This window comes from Shinella granuli (assembly GCF_004341885.1).
GTDB lineage: Bacteria > Pseudomonadota > Alphaproteobacteria > Rhizobiales > Rhizobiaceae > Shinella > Shinella granuli.
In genome coordinates this window covers 47,185-62,621 of sequence record NZ_SLVX01000002.1, presented here as the reverse complement: position 1 = coordinate 62,621, position 15,437 = coordinate 47,185, and the positions used below count along the sequence as shown (strand labels likewise).

Genomic DNA, 15,437 nt, shown 5'->3' with positions numbered 1-15,437 from the left:
AGGCGGCCGCGCGGTCTTGCCGTGCGGCTCGTGGATCCTCGGGTCAAGCCCGAGGATGACGCAAGAAGAGACACAGGACGAACATAAGGAACGGTGCAGCATGCCGTGCCGTTTGACGGGCTAGAAAACTTTGCCTCCCCCGTCATCCTCGGGCTTGACCCGAGGATCCAAGCCGCGGGTGGGGCGTGGATGCTCGGGTCAAGCCCGAGCATGACGGAGGAGAGTGCGTGCCCTGCCTTTGCCATATCCCTCCCGCTCAAGTTTTCGATTGTGGCAAAACCGTGGACCGTCTAAAGCTGCCCGATCAAAAAACCAGAAAGTCCGCCCGAGCCATCATGCAGATCATCGAGACCACCGCAGCCCTTGCCGAAGCCTGTGAGACACTCGCCCGTTCCGAGTATCTGACCATCGACACGGAGTTCCTGCGGGAAACCACCTTCTGGCCGGAACTCTGCCTGATCCAGCTCGCAGGCCCCGAGACCGAGGTGATCGTCGATCCGCTCGCCAAGGGCCTCGACCTTGCCCCCTTCTTCGCCCTGATGGCGAACCCGGCGGTGCTGAAGGTATTCCATGCCGCCCGGCAGGACATCGAGATCATCGTCAACCGCGGCGACCTCATCCCGCATCCGATCTTCGACACGCAGGTCGCCGCCATGGTCTGCGGCTTCGGCGACAGCGTCTCCTACGACCAGCTCGTGCAGAAGATCAAGGGCGTGCACATCGACAAGTCCTCGCGCTTCACCGACTGGAGCCGCCGGCCGCTCACCGAAAAGCAGCTCGAATATGCGCTGGCCGACGTGACGCACCTGCGCGACGTCTATCTCGCGCTCAAGGAGAAGCTGGAAGCCGCCGGCCGCTCGCTGTGGCTGACCGAGGAAATGGCGGTCCTGGAAGCGCGCGAGACCTACGACCTGCATCCGGACGACGCCTGGCGGCGGCTGAAGATGCGCGTCAAGAAGCCGATCGAGCTGGCCGTGCTGCAGAAGGTCGCGGCCTGGCGCGAGCGGGAGGCGCGCGGCCGCAACGTGCCGCGCTCGCGCATCCTCAAGGACGACACGATCTACGAGATCGCCCAGCAGCAGCCGGCCGATGCCGAGGCGCTGGCGCGCCTGCGCACCATTCCCAAGGGCTGGGAGCGCTCGCAATCCGGCGCAGCCCTGCTGGAGGCGATCAACGAGGCGCTCGCCATTCCGAAGGCCGACCTGCCGCGCCTGCCCCGCCAGGCCCATGTGCCGGAGGGCGCCGCGGCCGCCAGCGAGATGCTGAAGGTGCTCCTGAAGATCGTCTCGGAGAAGGAAGGCGTCGCCGCCAAGATCATCGCCAACAGCGACGATCTGGAAAAGATCGCCGTCGACGGCGAGGCGGCCGATGTCGCCGCGCTCTCCGGCTGGCGCCGCGAGCTCTTCGGCGAAACGGCCCTCAACCTCATCGGCGGCAAGGTGGCGCTGCGCTTCGTCGACAGGAAGATCGAGGCGGTCGCGCTTTAATCAGGCGTGCAGCTTCGCCCCCTTGGTGATGCGGTCGACCGTCTTCCTGTCGGCATGCAGCGCGATGCCGACGACCTTGGCGTCATCGGGCCCGAATTCGGCGAAGACGGCGCGGTTGGCCGCGTCATGGCCGGTCGCGAACATCTCCTCGATATAGACGGAGGCCGGGACGTCGCGCTCGAGGGCGCGGGCATGGATCTTCGACAGCGTCGCGCCGTCCGTCGAAAGCACGATGACCGGCTGGACGCTCAGCGCATTGTAGACATTGCCGGCCGCATCGCGATAAGCTTCGCCGATCAGCTCCGGTTTCCGGCCGATGATGCCGTCGGACAGGAAGGCGGTCACGTTCAGCTTCTGCCAGACCTCCAGGTCCTCGCGCAGGACGATGGCGAACTTGGTATCGAACATGCAGGTATACTCCCGGGAAAAGGCTGCGGACCATTCCGCGGCCAATGCGATAGCAGGCGCGGTCGAGGGCCCGCTTGAACGTTCGTGCACCGAAAGGGACCGCATCGTCGTGGCGCCGGAACTCGCCGGCATCGAGCGCATCGAGGCACGCTTCCACGGCAAGGGCTTCGAGCCGCACCGGCACGACACCTATGCGCTCGGCGTCACCATGGCCGGCATCCAGACCTTCTCCTATCGCGGCGAGACCCGCTTCAGCCCGCCCGGCAACGTGATCGTGCTGCATCCCGACGAGATGCACGACGGCGGCGCCGCCACCGAGGACGGCCTCACCTACCGCATGATCTACATCCCGCCGGAGCGCTTCCTGCCGGCGACCGCCGCGCGCGGGCGCACGCTGCCCTTCGTCGCCGCGCCCGTCCTCGACGATCCCAGGCTGGCAGGCCTGCTGCTGGACGCCATCGGCAGCATGGATGCGGCGATCGAGCCGCTGAAGCTCGACGAGCTGGTGGGGGAGATCGCCGCCGCCCTGCTCGACCATGCGGGCGCGCCGCAGGCGGGAATGGGCCGGCTCGCCCATGCCGAGGTGCGCCGGGCCTGCGATTTCCTCAGGGAAAACCTCTCCCGGCAGGTCAGCTCGGCCGACCTCGAAGAGGTGACGGGGCTCGACCGCTTCGCGCTTTCCCGGCAGTTCCGCCAGCTTCTCGGCACCAGCCCGCACCGCTACCTCGTCATGCGCCGGCTGGAGCGGGCCAAAACCCTGATCGCGGCGGGGGAGCGCATCGCGGAAGCCGCCGTCGCCAGCGGCTTTGCCGACCAGGCGCATCTCAACCGCCATTTCAAGAAGGCGCTCGGGATGACGCCCGGGCGCTTCGCGGTGCTCGCCGTCTAATCCCCAAATCCCTCAGCCCCGTCATGAAAGCGACAAGCAACTGTCAAGCGGCGGTCATGTGCGCCGCCTATCAACGGCCTCGCTTTGCCAACCCGATGGGGACATTCATGACCAAACATCTTTTCACCACCGCCGCTCTTACGGTTCTGCTGGCGACCGCCGCCCAGGCCGACGACAAGGAATTTCCGGCCACGCTGAAGGCCCATGCGATCCTGCCGGCGAACACGATCATCGCCGCCCCGGCCGACGCCGCCGCCTACCTGAAGACGTCGGGCAAGTTCACCACCGCCGACCGCAAGCGCACCGAGGCGCTCGGCACCGTCATGGGCAAGGACGGCGTGCGCGAGACCGGGCTGGCGCTGCCCTTCGACGGCCAGCCGATGCAGGGTTTCTCCGGCATCAAGACCATGGAGGACGGCTCGTTCTGGACGCTTTCCGACAACGGCTTCGGCAACAAGCTGAACTCCACCGACGCCATGCTGATGATCCACAATGTGCGCTTCGACTGGGACAAGGGCACGATGGAGCCGGTCAGGACCGTCTTCCTCTCCGACCCGGACCGGAAGGCGCCCTTCCCGATCGTCATGGAAGGCGCGGAGACGCGCTACCTGACCGGCGGTGACTTCGACGTCGAATCCATCCAGCCGGTCGAGGACGGCTTCTGGATCGGCGAGGAGTTCGGCCCCTACATCCTGAAATTCGACCGCGACGGCAAGCTCACCGACGTCATCGCCACCGAGGTGGACGGCAAGCCGGTCACCTCGCCGGACAACCCGACGCTCGCCGTGCAGGCCGATCCCTCCAAGAAGATGCCGGCCTTCAACCTCAAGCGCTCCGGCGGCTATGAGGGCCTGGCGCTCTCGAAGGACGGCACCAAGCTCTACGGCCTCTTGGAAGGCCCGCTCTGGGTCGACAGCGAGAGCGTCGAGCAGGCGGACGGCCATCCGGCGCTGCGCATCATCGAGCTCGACACCGCCTCCAAGGCCTGGACGGGCCGAAGCTGGCTCTACCCGCTCGCCGAGGGCGGCGAGGCGATCGGCGACTTCAACATGCTGGACGAGACGACCGCGCTGGTGATCGAGCGCGACAACGGCGCCGGCACCGCCGACAAGGCCTGCGCCGACGCCAAGGACGCAAAGCCCGACTGCTTCGCCACCGCCTCGAAGGTCAAGCGCATCTACAAGATCGCCATGACCGACGAGAATGCCGGCAAGGCCGTGCGCAAGATCGGCTATATCGATCTCCTGAAGATCGCCGACCCCGACAACCGGAAGCGCCAGGGCGGCGGCGACGGCTTCTACGACATGCCGTTCGTGACGATCGAGAACGTCGACCGCGTCGACGAGACCCACATCATCGTCGGCAACGACAACAACCTGCCCTTCTCCGCCGGCCGCGCGCTGGACAAGGCCGACGACAATGAGTTCGTGCTCCTTGAGGTCGGCGAGCTGCTGAAGGCCGAGTGATCGGTGACGGTTGGGCGTGAGAGACGGCAGCGGCTGCGGGCGCTGCCGTTTTGGTTTTGGCGGCATTGCTCTTTGGGTGTCTGCCTTCCCCGTCGTCATCCTCGGGCTTGACCCGAGGATGACGGAGGAGAAGTGAACGGACTTGATAGCGGCTTATGGTGGCGGGTCGTCAAGACGGCTTGCACGGATATGAGGCCGGCGCCGTCTCCACCCTAACTTGGATCGACCAGCTGCAGGATGAGCTGGTGCACGTTGCCGCCGTCGCTCAGCTCGACCTGGTCGAAATCGCGGCTGCGGGCGCGCTGGGCCTGGGAAAGCTCGCCGAGCTTGGCCTGGAGCTGCGGGCGGATCTTCTGGCAGTCGGGGTCGTTCTCGACCGTCATGCCGACGCTTGCCGCCTCGATCTCCTTCACCATGTCCTTGATGAAGTCGCCATGCACCTTCTCATGCGCGGTCACGCCGGCGAGGAAGGTGTCCCAGCGGCTTTTCAGCGGCTCGGAGAGCTTGGTCTTCAGCTTGGGCAGCGTGTAGGTGATGATCAGCTTCGGCTTGTTGACCGTGATGGTGCAGGCATTGCCCTGGCGCTCGTATTTGCGCGTCCAGGTGAGCTTGAAGCCGGTATGGGCGATGACGCGGGCGACGCCGAGCTTCGGACCGCGGGCGCCGATCGACTGGTAGATTTCGAGGCCCGTCGAACCTGCGACGCTGTAGGGCTCGACACGCTCGACCGCCTGCCAGTCCTGCGCCGCCGCGCTTCCGGCAAGGAACAGGGCTGCGAGAAGGAGCGCGGCTCTCATCCCGGGCCTCACAGGAACCGGAAGGCGAGTTTCTTGCCCGTCAGCCTGGTAAGCTGCTGGAGGCGGCCGTCGAGCCGTTCGCCGGCAAGTTCGGCAAAATCGGCGGGCACGACGAATTCGAGATCGGTATCCGGCGCACTAGATTTGCGGATGGAAAGATGCGGCACGACACCGGGCATCGAGGCCGAGAACGGATAGACGACGCGCAGCAGCGCACCGACAAGTTTTGCCAGCTCGCGCAACCGGGGTGTGGCGATGCCGGCCAGCGAACTGCTGACGGCGTCGTCGTTGAGGCCTTCGAAGCGGTAGTAGTTGGTGAGCGCGATGAAGGCGCGGCCGGGATGGGTGATGCCGATGAAGGTGCCGTGGGCGATGAGGTTCAGTGCCTGCAGGCCGCGGTAATCGGGATGGGCGCGCCAGCTTATGTCGGCCAGAAGGCAGGCGGCCTCGCGGTAGCGACGCTCCTCCTCCGTCTCGGTGATGCCGAAGAGCGGCATCATGCGGCCGGTCCATTCGGCAAGCTCGCGCGCATGCTCGGGCGAGCGGGCGCGCAGGATGGCGAGTTCGCCGGCGGCGGCAATCAGCGGGTCGCGCGCCTTTTCCCGGTCGGGCAGAAGCGAATAGAGATAGCCTTCGCGCACGCCCTGGGCGGAGAAGAAGATCCGCGAGGGCTTCATGATGGCGATCGTCTCCTGCAGCGCGACGGCGCCGAAGGGAAGCAGGTTGCGGCGGCCCTTGGAGATCGCCGCATAGGCGGGATCCTTCTGGTCCTTGGCCGTCACGATGTCCGTCAGGAAATCCATGGCGTCGGAGAAGCCGAGCTCGTAGCCCTGGATCATGTGCAGCGGGTAGTTCTGCACCTCCATGTGCAGCGCCCCGATGGCGCGCCAGGTGCCGCCGACGGCGTAGAAGGCGCGGCCGGCGCCGTTCTTCAGGAGGTTTGCGGTGCGCAGGTATTTTCGCGCGACGATGCGGGCCTGGGCGGGCGAACCGCCGGAGGCTTCCGACAGGCGGATGCCGCCGAGCGGCAGCGTGATGCCGCGGCTGATCACGGCGCCCGTCACGTCGATCAGCTCCAGCGAGCCGCCGCCGAGGTCGCCGACGATGCCGTCCGTATCGTGAAAGCCGCTGACGACGCCGAGCGCGGAGAAATAGGCTTCCTCCTCACCGGTCAGCACGCGGACCTTCTGGCCGAGGATCATTTCCGCCTGGTGGATGAAATCGGGGCCGTTCTCCGCCTCGCGCGCGGCGGCGGTCGCCAGCGCGAACATGGTGGAGGCACGGGCCTGCCGGGAGAGCGCCTTGAAACGATGAAGGGCGGAGAGCGCCCGCTCGACGCTTGCCGGGTCCATGCGGCCGGTCTTGGCAAGCCCCTTGCCGAGGCCGCACATGACCTTCTCGTTGAACAGGATGGCCGGCGAACGGTTCATGCCCTCGTAGATAACGAGGCGAATCGAGTTCGAACCGATATCCACGACTGACACCGGGGCAATTCCAGGCAAACGCCCCTGGGCTTCAGACTCAACCATGCATATCCAGTTTACTTCTTCCGGCGGCCTTGCCAGCCCGCGATCGCCTTCGGTGCGCTGGACTTCAGGGCTTCGCCCCGGCCGGACAAGCTGGGGTTGGTCATGAAGTAGTGCTGAGCGTTGAACGGCTCGGTACCGGGCTGCACTTCCATGCGCCGGGACGTTCCGTCCGCAAGGATCTCGTAGCTCTGCTGGTTATCGATGAGATTGCCCAGCATGATCTGCGAGAGAACCTGCTCATGCACCGTCCGGTTGATCAAAGGCACCAGTGTCTCGACTCGCCGGTCCAGGTTGCGCGGCATCATGTCCGCGGAGCTTATATAGACCAGCGCCTTGTCGGAGGGAAGCCCGTGGCCGTTGCCAAAGCAGAAGATGCGGGAATGTTCGAGGAAGCGGCCGACGATGGATTTGACATGGATATTGTCGGAAAGGCCGGGGACCTGCGGGCGCAGGCAGCAGATGCCGCGCACGACGAGGTCGACCTCCACGCCCGCCTGGCTGGCACGGTAGAGCGCGTCGATGATATCAGGGTCGACCAGCGAGTTCATCTTCATCCAGATCGCCGCCGGCGCGCCGTTCTTGGCATGGGCGATCTCCTCCTCGATGTGGCGGAGAATGCGCGGGCGCAGCGTATAGGGCGAGAAGGCGAGCTTCATGCCGGCTTCGGGCTCGCCGTAACCCGTGATGAAGTTGAAGATGTTCGCCATGTCGCTGGCGATCGTCGGGTTGCAGGTGAAGAAGGAAAGGTCCGTGTAGATCTTCGCCGTGACCGGGTGGTAGTTGCCGGTGCCGAGGTGGCAATAGGTCCGCAGCTTGCCCTCTTCGCGGCGCACCACCATCGACATCTTGGCATGGGTCTTCAGTTCGATGAAGCCGAAGACGACCTGCACGCCGGCGCGTTCGAGGTCGCGCGCCCAGCGGATGTTCGCCTCCTCGTCGAAGCGGGCCTTGAGTTCCACCAGCGCCGTCACCGACTTGCCGGCCTCGGCCGCGTCGATCAGCGCACGCACGATCGGGCTGTCGTTGGAGGTGCGGTAGAGCGTCTGCTTTATCGCCAGAACGTCAGGATCGCGCGCAGCCTGGAGAAGGAACTGGACCACCACGTCGAAGCTTTCGTAGGGGTGGTGGACGACCATGTCCTTTTCGCGGATGGCGGCGAAACAGTCTCCGGCGTGCTCGCGGACGCGTTCGGGAAATCGGGCATTGTAGGGCTCGAACCGAAGATCGTCGCGCGGCGCCTTGGCGATTTCCGACAGCGTGTTGAGGGCGAGAAGGCCGGGCAGGACGGCGACGCGGTTGTCCGGCACGCCGAGTTCGCCGACGACGAAGCGGCGCAGCGATTCGGGCATTTCCGAATCGGTCTCGATGCGGATCACCGAACCGCGGCGGCGGCGCTTCAGCGCCGTCTCGAAGAAGCGCACGAGGTCTTCGGCCTCTTCCTCCACTTCGATATCGCTGTCGCGGATGATGCGGAAGGTGCCCGAGCCGCGCACGATATAGCCGGGGAAGAGCTTTCCGATGAAGAGGCCGACGGCATCCTCCAGCGTGATGTAGCGGATCGCGCCCTTGGCGTCGGGCAGGCGGATGAAACGGTCGAGCGCCACCGGCAGGCGCAGCAGCGCCGTCATCGGCTCCTTGCCGGTCGTGCTTTCGAGCTGCAGGCCGATCGAGAAGCCGAGATTGGGGATGAACGGGAACGGATGCGCCGGATCGATGGAGAGCGGCGTCAGGACCGGGAAGATCGACTGGATGAATTCCTGCTGCAGCCAGACCTTGTCGTCGCTGGTGAGCGCCGTCGGGCGGACGATCAGGATATCCTCCTTGGCGAGATACTGCTGGAGCACGGCGAGCGAGGCCTGCTGCTCCATCTGGAGATTGTCGATCTCCTTGAGGATGCCGTCGAGCTGCTCGGCCGAGGTCTTGCCGTCGGGGCTGCGGATGCCGACGCCCTGGCGCACCTGGCCCTCGAGGCCGGCGACGCGCACCATGAAGAATTCGTCGAGGTTGCCGGCCGAAATGGACAGGAAACGCACGCGCTCCAGGAGCGGATGGGCGGTGTTCAGCGTCTCCTCGAGCACGCGGCGATTGAACTGCAGCCAGGAGAATTCGCGGTTGATGAAGCGTTCGGGGCTTGCCATCAGGGCCGCGACATCGACGCTCGCCCCTTCCGGCGACGGCACCTGCTCGACGGGCTTTTCCTGCGCATGTTCCGAAGTCGCTGTATCCATTGGAGAGTCCGCCCCACTTTGCCGCCGGATCGGCCGCATGCTTTCCACGCGGCCCGGACGGAAACCGATTTCCACTTTTCCCCGAACCGCTTAGCGCAGTTTGACGACGGAACTGTGACAGTCAATCCGGGGTCGGTGGAATTCGCCGAGCAATCGCCGGGTGTTCCTCCTGGCAGGCAGGCCATCCCGCCCTGCGGACAAGGCGATCACCTGTGGTGGAATATAGGCGATAGCCCTTGGGGGATCACCGGATGCCGGCTTGAAATCTCCGGCTCACTCCTCGCCGCCGACCATGTCGCCGAGCACTTCCTGCGCCAGCATGCGGGTGATCCGGCTGCCGCGGGCGAGCGCCAGCCGGTCGAGGCGCTCGACCAGCGTCTGGGCGGCCTCCAGCGAGCGCTCCATGCGCGCGACGATATAGGCGACGAGCCTTTCGTCGACGAAGAGCTGGCGGTCGGCGAAGAGCTTTATGATGACCTGCGAGAGCAGTTCGTCGTCCGGCTCGCCGATCTCCACCACCGTGGCGGCCTTCAGGCGCGAGCGCAGGTCCGCCAGTTCGACCGGCCAGGACATCGGCCAGAGCCGGCTGGTGATCAGCAGCGTGTGGCCGTGCTGGCGCACATTGTTGATGATGTGGAAGAGCGTGCGGTCGTCGAAACCGGCACGGTCGGCGTCCTCGATGAGCACGGGCCCGCGCTCGGCGGCCGCCTCGGCGCCCCTGCCCGCCTTCGCCACGATGGCCTCGGCCCCCGCCTTCTCGCGCCAGATGGCGGCAAGGTGCGATTTTCCCGAGCCGACGGGGCCCGCGATGACGACGACGGGCGACGGCCAGTGCGGCCAGGCGTCGATCATCGCCACGGCGGCATTGACCGGCTCGGCGACCAGAAGGTCGTCACGCCCCGTCGCGGGGTCGTGCCCGAAGGCCAGCGGCAACTGTTCGGCGGTCTTGCGCGATGTCATGGTGCTACTCGGATACTATGGACTGCCCGTTATTCTTCCGGCGTGCTCTCTTCGAGCAGGATGGGCTTGCTCGCCCCGTAATAAAGGTCGCTGTCAAGGTAACGCTGGAGGCCGAAGCGGACAAGCACGCCGACGGCGGCGGCGGCCGGCACGGCGACCAGCAGGCCGACGAAGCCGAAGAGCGCGCCGAAGGCGACGAGCGCGAACATCAGCCAGACCGGATGCAGGCCGACGCGCGAGCCGACGAGCTTGGGCTGCAGGATGTTGCCCTCGACGAACTGGCCGGCGAAGAAGATGGCGGCGATGAGGACGACCATCCAGTAATCCGGCCAGAACTGCACGACGGCGACGCCGACCGCCAGCACCAGGCCGACCAGCGAGCCGACATAGGGGATGAAGCTGATGAGGCCGGCGAAGAGGCCGATCAGCAGGCCGAAATTGAGGCCGGCGAAGGACAGCCCGACGCCGTAGAACAGGCCGAGGATGATGCAGATGGAGCCCTGCCCGCGCACGAAGCCGGCAATCGCCGCGTCCATTTCGCTCGCGATCCGGCGCACGTTGGCGACATGGTCGCGCGGCACCCAGCTATCCACCTTGGCGATCATGCGGTCCCAGTCGAGCAGCAGATAGAAGGCGACGACGGGCGTGATGACGAGCAGCGAGACGATGTTGACCAGCGCCATGCCGGAGTTCCAAAGCTGCTTGAACACCGTGCCGAGGAAGCCCGCGCCTTCGGCGAGGATGGAGGAGAAGCTCTGCTTGATCGTGCCCATCTGGCTGCTGATCCAGGTGGGCAGCAGGTCGGGATTGAAGCTCGCCACCAGCTCCTGCAACTGGGTGACGTAGCCCGGCAGCTTCTGCAGAAAATCCGCCGCCTGCGTGGCGAGCAGCGGGATGACGATCATCAGCGACAGCGCGAAGAGGATGACGAAGGCGATGAGGATGACCACCGTCGCCATCAGGCGGCTGAGGCCCCAGCGCTCCAGCCGGTCGGCGACCGGATCGAGGAAATAGGCGAGCGCCATGCCGGCGATGAAGGGCAGCAGGATGTCGCTGAACACCAGGAGGAAGATGAGGAAGAAGCCGAGCGCGATGAGCCAGAAGACCACCTGCCGCTTCAGTCCCGCGCCGCTGATATGGGCTGCCATCGCGCTCTTTCCTCGTGTTTCGCCGTATTGCATGAGGAGATAGGATGCGGGGATGAGAAAGGTCAAGGCTCGGCGGGGCGGTGGGGGAAACGCCGTTCTCCGTGGATTTGCCCCTCATCCGGCCTGCCGGCCACCTTCTCCCCGCAAGCGGGGCGAAGGAAACGGGCCGCGCCGTTTTCCCCTATTTCCACATCATGCGGGGGCACGTCCCCTCACCCTGGCCCTTTCCCCGCCTGCGGGGAGAGGGCCAGGGTGAGGGGCAGGCAGCGCCGCCATCCCCGCAAACCGGTGAAAAAATCCCCGCATTCCCGGCATTCCGCTTGCACTTCATCCCCCGCCATGCCAATCGGGCGCGACAAGCCCCAAGCAGGCCTCCAGAGGCCTCAAGCCGGAGACGAGAGCCATGAGCCAGTCGGGAAAGAACGGTCTGACCTATAGCGATGCGGGCGTCGACATCGACGCGGGCAACCTGATGGTCGAGAAGATCAAGCCGGCCGTGCGCTCGACGCGCCGCCCGGGCGCGGACGGCGAGATCGGCGGCTTCGGCGGGCTGTTCGACCTGAAGGCCGCCGGCTTCACCGATCCGGTGCTCGTTGCCGCCAATGACGGCGTCGGCACCAAGCTGAAGATCGCCATCGACGCGAACCGCCACGACACGGTCGGCATCGACCTCGTCGCCATGTGCGTCAACGACCTCGTGGTGCAGGGCGCCGAACCCCTCTTCTTCCTCGACTATTTCGCCACCGGCAAGCTCGACCCCGACCAGGGCGCGACGATCGTCGAAGGCATCGCCGAAGGCTGCCGCCAGGCCGGCTGCGCGCTCATCGGCGGCGAGACGGCGGAAATGCCGGGCATGTATTCGCATGGCGACTATGACCTTGCCGGCTTTGCCGTCGGCGCCGCCGAGCGCGGCAGGCTGCTGCCCTCGGGCGATATCGCCGAGGGCGACGTCATCCTCGGCCTTGCCTCCTCGGGCGTGCATTCCAACGGCTATTCGCTGGTGCGCAAGATCGTGACGCTCTCGGGCTTCGCCTGGGACGCGCCCGCGCCGTTCGACGCCGAAAAGAGCCTCGGCGAGGCGCTGCTGACGCCGACGAAGATCTATGTGAAGCCGCTGCTGAAGGCGATCCGCGAGACCGGCTCGATCAAGGCGCTGGCGCATATCACCGGTGGCGGCTTTCCGGAGAACATTCCGCGCGTGCTGCCGAAGCATCTCGCCGCCGAGATCGACCTTGCCGCCGTCAAGGCGCCGGCCGTCTTCTCCTGGCTCGCCGGGACGGGCGGCGTCGCCGCCACGGAAATGCTGCGCACCTTCAACTGCGGCGTCGGCATGATCGCCGTCGTTCCGGCCGACAAGGCCGACGAGGTCGCCGCCGTGCTTTCCCGCGAAGGTGAAACCGTCTTCCGCCTCGGCCGCATGGTCGCGCGCGAAGAGGGCGTGGCCGGCACGATCTACAAGGGCACGCTCGCCCTATGAGCGGATCGCGCAAGCGCGTCGTCGCCTTCATCTCCGGCGGCGGCTCCAACATGCTGGCCCTGGCGAAGGCCGCGGCGGACCCGGATTTTCCGGCGGAGATCGTCGCCGTCTTCTCCGACAAGGCGGGGGCCGGCGGGCTGGCCAGGGCGGAAGCGCTCGGCATTGCGACCCGCACCTTCCTGCGCAAGGATTTCACCAGCAAGGACGCCCATGAGGCGGCCATCATCGAGGCGCTCGACGCGCTCTCGCCCGACCTCATCTGCCTTGCCGGCTACATGCGCCTGATCTCCGGCGCCTTCGTCAGCCGCTATGAGGGCCGCATCCTCAACATCCACCCGTCCCTCCTGCCGCTCTTCCCCGGCCTTAACACGCACCAGCGCGCCATCGACGCGGGCATGCGCATCGCCGGCTGCACGGTGCATTTCGTGACCGAGGGCATGGATGAAGGTCCGGCCATCGTGCAGGCCGCGGTTCCCGTCCTGCCAGACGATACGGCGGGCACGCTGGCCGCGCGCGTGCTGACGGTCGAGCACCGCAGCTATCCGCTGGCCCTGCGGCTCGTTGCCGAAGGCAAGGTGCGCATGGAGGGCGGCAAGGCCGTCGCCACCGGCGACCTGCCGCGAATCGACGGCGCCCACCTGATCTCGCCGGCGGCGGATTAGACCCGACCTGTAAAGGCCCGCAAACCTCTCCTCCGTCATGGTCGGGCCTGACCCGACCATCCACGCACGGGGTGCGGCGGTGGATCCTCGGGTCAAGCCCGAGGATGACGTTGGTGGGTGGGGTGAAGGTCTGCCCGAAGGCGCGGGCAGGCGAAGGCGTTAACCGCCGCCAGCAGGATCAGGTACGCGCCGTCGATCCGCGCAGGTCGCCGGTGGCGACGGCCGTCTCCCGCCAACCTCTCTTCCGCAAACCTCTCCTTTATGGCCGGGCCTGGCCCGACCATCCACGCGCGGGGTGCTGCGGTGGATCCTCGGGTCAAGCCCGAGGATGACGAAAGAGAGGTTTGCGGAAGACAGGTTGGCGGGAGACGGCTTGCGCTCAGATCACCAGGATCGGCGCCTTGCCCTTCACGCGATCGTAGAGATCGATGACATCCTGGTTCAGCATGCGCACGCAGCCGGAGGACACGGCCTTGCCGATGGACTTCCATTCCGGCGAGCCGTGCAGGCGGTAGAGCGTGTCCTCGCCGTTCTGGAAGATGTAGAGCGCGCGCGCGCCGAGCGGGTTGTTGAGGCCGCCGGGCATGCCGCCATTGGCGGCGGAATATTTGACGAGCTCCGGCTGGCGCGCCACCATCTCGTCCGGCGGCGTCCATTTCGGCCAGGCCTGCTTCCACTGGATGACGCCGCGGCCCGACCAGGAAAAGCCCTGCCGGCCGATGCCGACGCCGTAGCGCATGGCGCGGCCGTTCGGCAGGATGAGGTAGAGGAAGCGGTTGCCCGTGTCGACGATGATCGTGCCCGGCCGCTCGCCGAACGGGCTTTCGACCTCCTGGCGATAGTAGCGCGCGTCGATCTGCTGGTAGGGCACCGCCGGCACCTGATAGCCGCCGTCGGACACCGGGCCGTAGATCGAGGCGTAATAGGACGATTCCGGCAGAAGCCCGCTCGGCGACCGGCCGCCGAGGCCATCGCTGCGCGCGCCGTCGATATATTCCGGCCGGCCCTCCAGCGCGGGATTGCGGAAATAGGGCCGGGTCTCGTAGCGGAACCGGTCCGTGTTCATCGAGGAGGTGCAGCCGGCCAGGCCGCTTGCCATAGCAAGCCCGGTAAACTGCAGGAAGCGGCGGCGGGAGAGCGCGGTGTCGGTCATGGAGATCGTCAAAATCCGTTATGCGGAAACGTAGAATGGGGCGAGAGGCTGAATCACTAACTAACGAGCGGCAAATTAGGTCCATAACCCTGCCGCAATTGTGGCAATTGCGGCTGGCCTCAGGCTTGCGCGACGGCTTTTCACCGTCCTGTCACCGCCGGGCCACTTTGTGAACGCTGTGTCAATCGCCGGGAGAATTGCCGTTTTCGCGCGCGCGGATTATCCCGGACGGTAACTTCAACCGAAACGGGGATAGCGCGATGCTCGTCAATGGCAAATGGACGGAAGACTGGCAGCCTGTCCAGGCGAAGGATGCCAAGGGCGGCTTCGTGCGGCAGGTTTCGAGCTTCCGCAACTGGGTGACGCCCGACGGCAGCGCCGGCCCGACGGGCGAAGGCGGCTTTGCGGCCGAGGCCGGGCGCTACCAGCTCTATGTCGCGCTGATCTGCCCCTGGGCCTCGCGCACGCTGATCGCCCGCCGGCTGAAGAAGCTCGACGGCGTGATCTCCGTCTCGGTCGTCGAGCCGGCGCTGACCGACCAGGGCTGGCGCTTCGGCGACTATCCGGGCGCAAACCGCGACGACCTCAACGGCGCGACCTACATGCACGAGCTCTACACCCGCGCCGCACCCACCTTCACCGGCCGCGCCACCGTGCCGGTGCTCTGGGACAAAGCGCTGAAGACGATCGTCAACAACGAATCCGCCGACATCATACGCATGCTGAACAGCGGCTTCGGCGCGCTGGCGGACGAGAGCGTCGACCTCTATCCCGAGGCCCTGCGCGGCGAGATCGACGCGCTCAACGAGCGCATCTATCCCGCGCTCAACAACGGCGTCTACCGCGCCGGCTTCGCCACCACGCAGGTCGCCTACGAGGAGGCCTTCCATGGCGTCTTCGCCATGCTGGACGAACTGGAGGCGCGCCTTGCCGCCGGCGGGCCGTTCCTCACCGGCGGGGCCTTCACCGAGGCCGACATCCGCCTCTTCGTCACCCTCATCCGCTTCGACGCCGCCTATCACGGCCTCTTCAAGTGCAACCGCCGGCAGCTTGCCGACTATGCGGCGCTCTCGGCCTATACGAAGCGCGTGCTCGACTTGCCGGGCGTGCGCGAGACGGTCAGCATCGACCATATCAAGCACGGCTATTATTCGATCAGGTCGCTGAACCCGAACGGCATCGTGCCGCTCGGACCGGACCTTTCGGCGCTGGGGCTTTGAGCGGCAACCGCTA

General features: G+C 66.2%; 13 protein-coding genes. 6 read left to right on the top strand and 7 right to left on the bottom strand.

Annotated features, from left to right (window positions below):
- The first annotated feature begins 341 nt into the window (after positions 1 to 341).
- A complete protein-coding gene (gene rnd / locus EV665_RS03465) occupies positions 342 to 1,487 on the top strand; it encodes a ribonuclease D (protein ID WP_064332451.1) in 1,146 nt (381 codons plus the stop codon).
- On the opposite strand, the gene EV665_RS03460 is transcribed toward rnd, so the two are convergent.
- A complete protein-coding gene (locus tag EV665_RS03460; protein ID WP_133033111.1) occupies positions 1,488 to 1,895 on the bottom strand; it encodes a DUF2000 family protein in 408 nt (135 codons plus the stop codon). It abuts the gene before it with no gap.
- On the opposite strand from EV665_RS03460, the gene EV665_RS03455 reads away from it, so the two are divergent.
- Entirely contained in the window at positions 1,894 to 2,784 is an 891-nt protein-coding gene (locus EV665_RS03455) for an AraC family transcriptional regulator (protein WP_133033110.1), read from the top strand. The genes EV665_RS03460 and EV665_RS03455 overlap by 2 nt on opposite strands.
- A gap of 107 nt (positions 2,785 to 2,891) precedes the next feature.
- A complete protein-coding gene (locus EV665_RS03450; RefSeq protein ID WP_133033109.1) occupies positions 2,892 to 4,250 on the top strand; it encodes an esterase-like activity of phytase family protein in 1,359 nt (452 codons plus the stop codon).
- A gap of 212 nt (positions 4,251 to 4,462) precedes the next feature.
- On the opposite strand, the gene EV665_RS03445 is transcribed toward EV665_RS03450, so the two are convergent.
- From EV665_RS03445 to EV665_RS03425, 5 genes are all read right to left on the bottom strand, one after another.
- Entirely contained in the window at positions 4,463 to 5,047 is a 585-nt protein-coding gene (locus EV665_RS03445) for a DUF922 domain-containing Zn-dependent protease (RefSeq protein ID WP_133033108.1), read from the bottom strand.
- Between the two features lie 8 nt (positions 5,048 to 5,055).
- Entirely contained in the window at positions 5,056 to 6,576 is a 1,521-nt protein-coding gene (gene ppx / locus EV665_RS03440; RefSeq protein WP_133033107.1) for an exopolyphosphatase, read from the bottom strand.
- A gap of 11 nt (positions 6,577 to 6,587) precedes the next feature.
- Positions 6,588 to 8,804 (bottom strand): RNA degradosome polyphosphate kinase, encoded by a 2,217-nt coding sequence (locus tag EV665_RS03435; protein WP_133033106.1) that lies wholly within the window; start codon positions 8,802 to 8,804, stop codon positions 6,588 to 6,590.
- A gap of 273 nt (positions 8,805 to 9,077) precedes the next feature.
- Positions 9,078 to 9,764: a DnaA regulatory inactivator HdaA gene (hdaA, locus tag EV665_RS03430; RefSeq protein WP_133033105.1), complete on the bottom strand. Its 687-nt coding sequence runs from the start codon at positions 9,762 to 9,764 to the stop codon at positions 9,078 to 9,080.
- 29 nt (positions 9,765 to 9,793) lie between these two features.
- On the bottom strand, positions 9,794 to 10,945 hold the full coding sequence (locus EV665_RS03425; protein ID WP_371328600.1) for an AI-2E family transporter: 1,152 nt from the start codon (positions 10,943 to 10,945) through the stop codon (positions 9,794 to 9,796).
- A 370-nt stretch (positions 10,946 to 11,315) separates the two neighbouring features.
- On the opposite strand from EV665_RS03425, the gene purM reads away from it, so the two are divergent.
- Both purM and purN read left to right on the top strand, forming a co-directional pair.
- Positions 11,316 to 12,389: a phosphoribosylformylglycinamidine cyclo-ligase gene (purM, locus tag EV665_RS03420; protein WP_133033104.1), complete on the top strand. Its 1,074-nt coding sequence runs from the start codon at positions 11,316 to 11,318 to the stop codon at positions 12,387 to 12,389.
- Positions 12,386 to 13,051, top strand: a complete 666-nt coding sequence (gene purN, locus EV665_RS03415) for a phosphoribosylglycinamide formyltransferase (protein WP_133033103.1) — start codon at positions 12,386 to 12,388, stop codon at positions 13,049 to 13,051. The genes purM and purN overlap by 4 nt, the downstream gene beginning before the upstream one ends.
- A 379-nt stretch (positions 13,052 to 13,430) precedes the next feature.
- Here the strand turns inward: purN and EV665_RS03410 are convergent, their stop codons facing one another.
- The gene (locus tag EV665_RS03410) at positions 13,431 to 14,204 is read right to left on the bottom strand and encodes a L,D-transpeptidase (RefSeq protein WP_162852960.1); all 774 of its coding nucleotides are present in this window, start codon (positions 14,202 to 14,204) and stop codon (positions 13,431 to 13,433) included.
- Positions 14,205 to 14,464: 260 nt separating this feature from the next.
- On the opposite strand from EV665_RS03410, the gene EV665_RS03405 reads away from it, so the two are divergent.
- Positions 14,465 to 15,424, top strand: a complete 960-nt coding sequence (locus EV665_RS03405; protein ID WP_133033102.1) for a glutathione S-transferase family protein — start codon at positions 14,465 to 14,467, stop codon at positions 15,422 to 15,424.
- The last annotated feature ends 13 nt before the right edge of the window (positions 15,425 to 15,437 follow it).

Bases quoted from the DNA above. Each gene is read 5' to 3' on its own strand.
- EV665_RS03450 (WP_133033109.1), top strand. From the start codon at position 2,892: ATGACCAAACATCTTTTCACCACCGCCGCTCTTACGGTTCTGCTGGCG.
- purN (WP_133033103.1), top strand. From the start codon at position 12,386: ATGAGCGGATCGCGCAAGCGCGTCGTCGCCTTCATCTCCGGCGGCGGC.
- hdaA (WP_133033105.1), bottom strand. From the start codon at position 9,764: ATGACATCGCGCAAGACCGCCGAACAGTTGCCGCTGGCCTTCGGGCAC.
- purM (WP_133033104.1), top strand. From the start codon at position 11,316: ATGAGCCAGTCGGGAAAGAACGGTCTGACCTATAGCGATGCGGGCGTC.
- EV665_RS03460 (WP_133033111.1), bottom strand. From the start codon at position 1,895: ATGTTCGATACCAAGTTCGCCATCGTCCTGCGCGAGGACCTGGAGGTC.
- ppx (WP_133033107.1), bottom strand. From the start codon at position 6,576: ATGGTTGAGTCTGAAGCCCAGGGGCGTTTGCCTGGAATTGCCCCGGTG.
- EV665_RS03425 (WP_371328600.1), bottom strand. From the start codon at position 10,945: ATGCAATACGGCGAAACACGAGGAAAGAGCGCGATGGCAGCCCATATC.
- EV665_RS03445 (WP_133033108.1), bottom strand. From the start codon at position 5,047: ATGAGAGCCGCGCTCCTTCTCGCAGCCCTGTTCCTTGCCGGAAGCGCG.
- EV665_RS03455 (WP_133033110.1), top strand. From the start codon at position 1,894: ATGCAGGTATACTCCCGGGAAAAGGCTGCGGACCATTCCGCGGCCAAT.
- EV665_RS03435 (WP_133033106.1), bottom strand. From the start codon at position 8,804: ATGGATACAGCGACTTCGGAACATGCGCAGGAAAAGCCCGTCGAGCAG.
- EV665_RS03410 (WP_162852960.1), bottom strand. From the start codon at position 14,204: ATGACCGACACCGCGCTCTCCCGCCGCCGCTTCCTGCAGTTTACCGGG.
- EV665_RS03405 (WP_133033102.1), top strand. From the start codon at position 14,465: ATGCTCGTCAATGGCAAATGGACGGAAGACTGGCAGCCTGTCCAGGCG.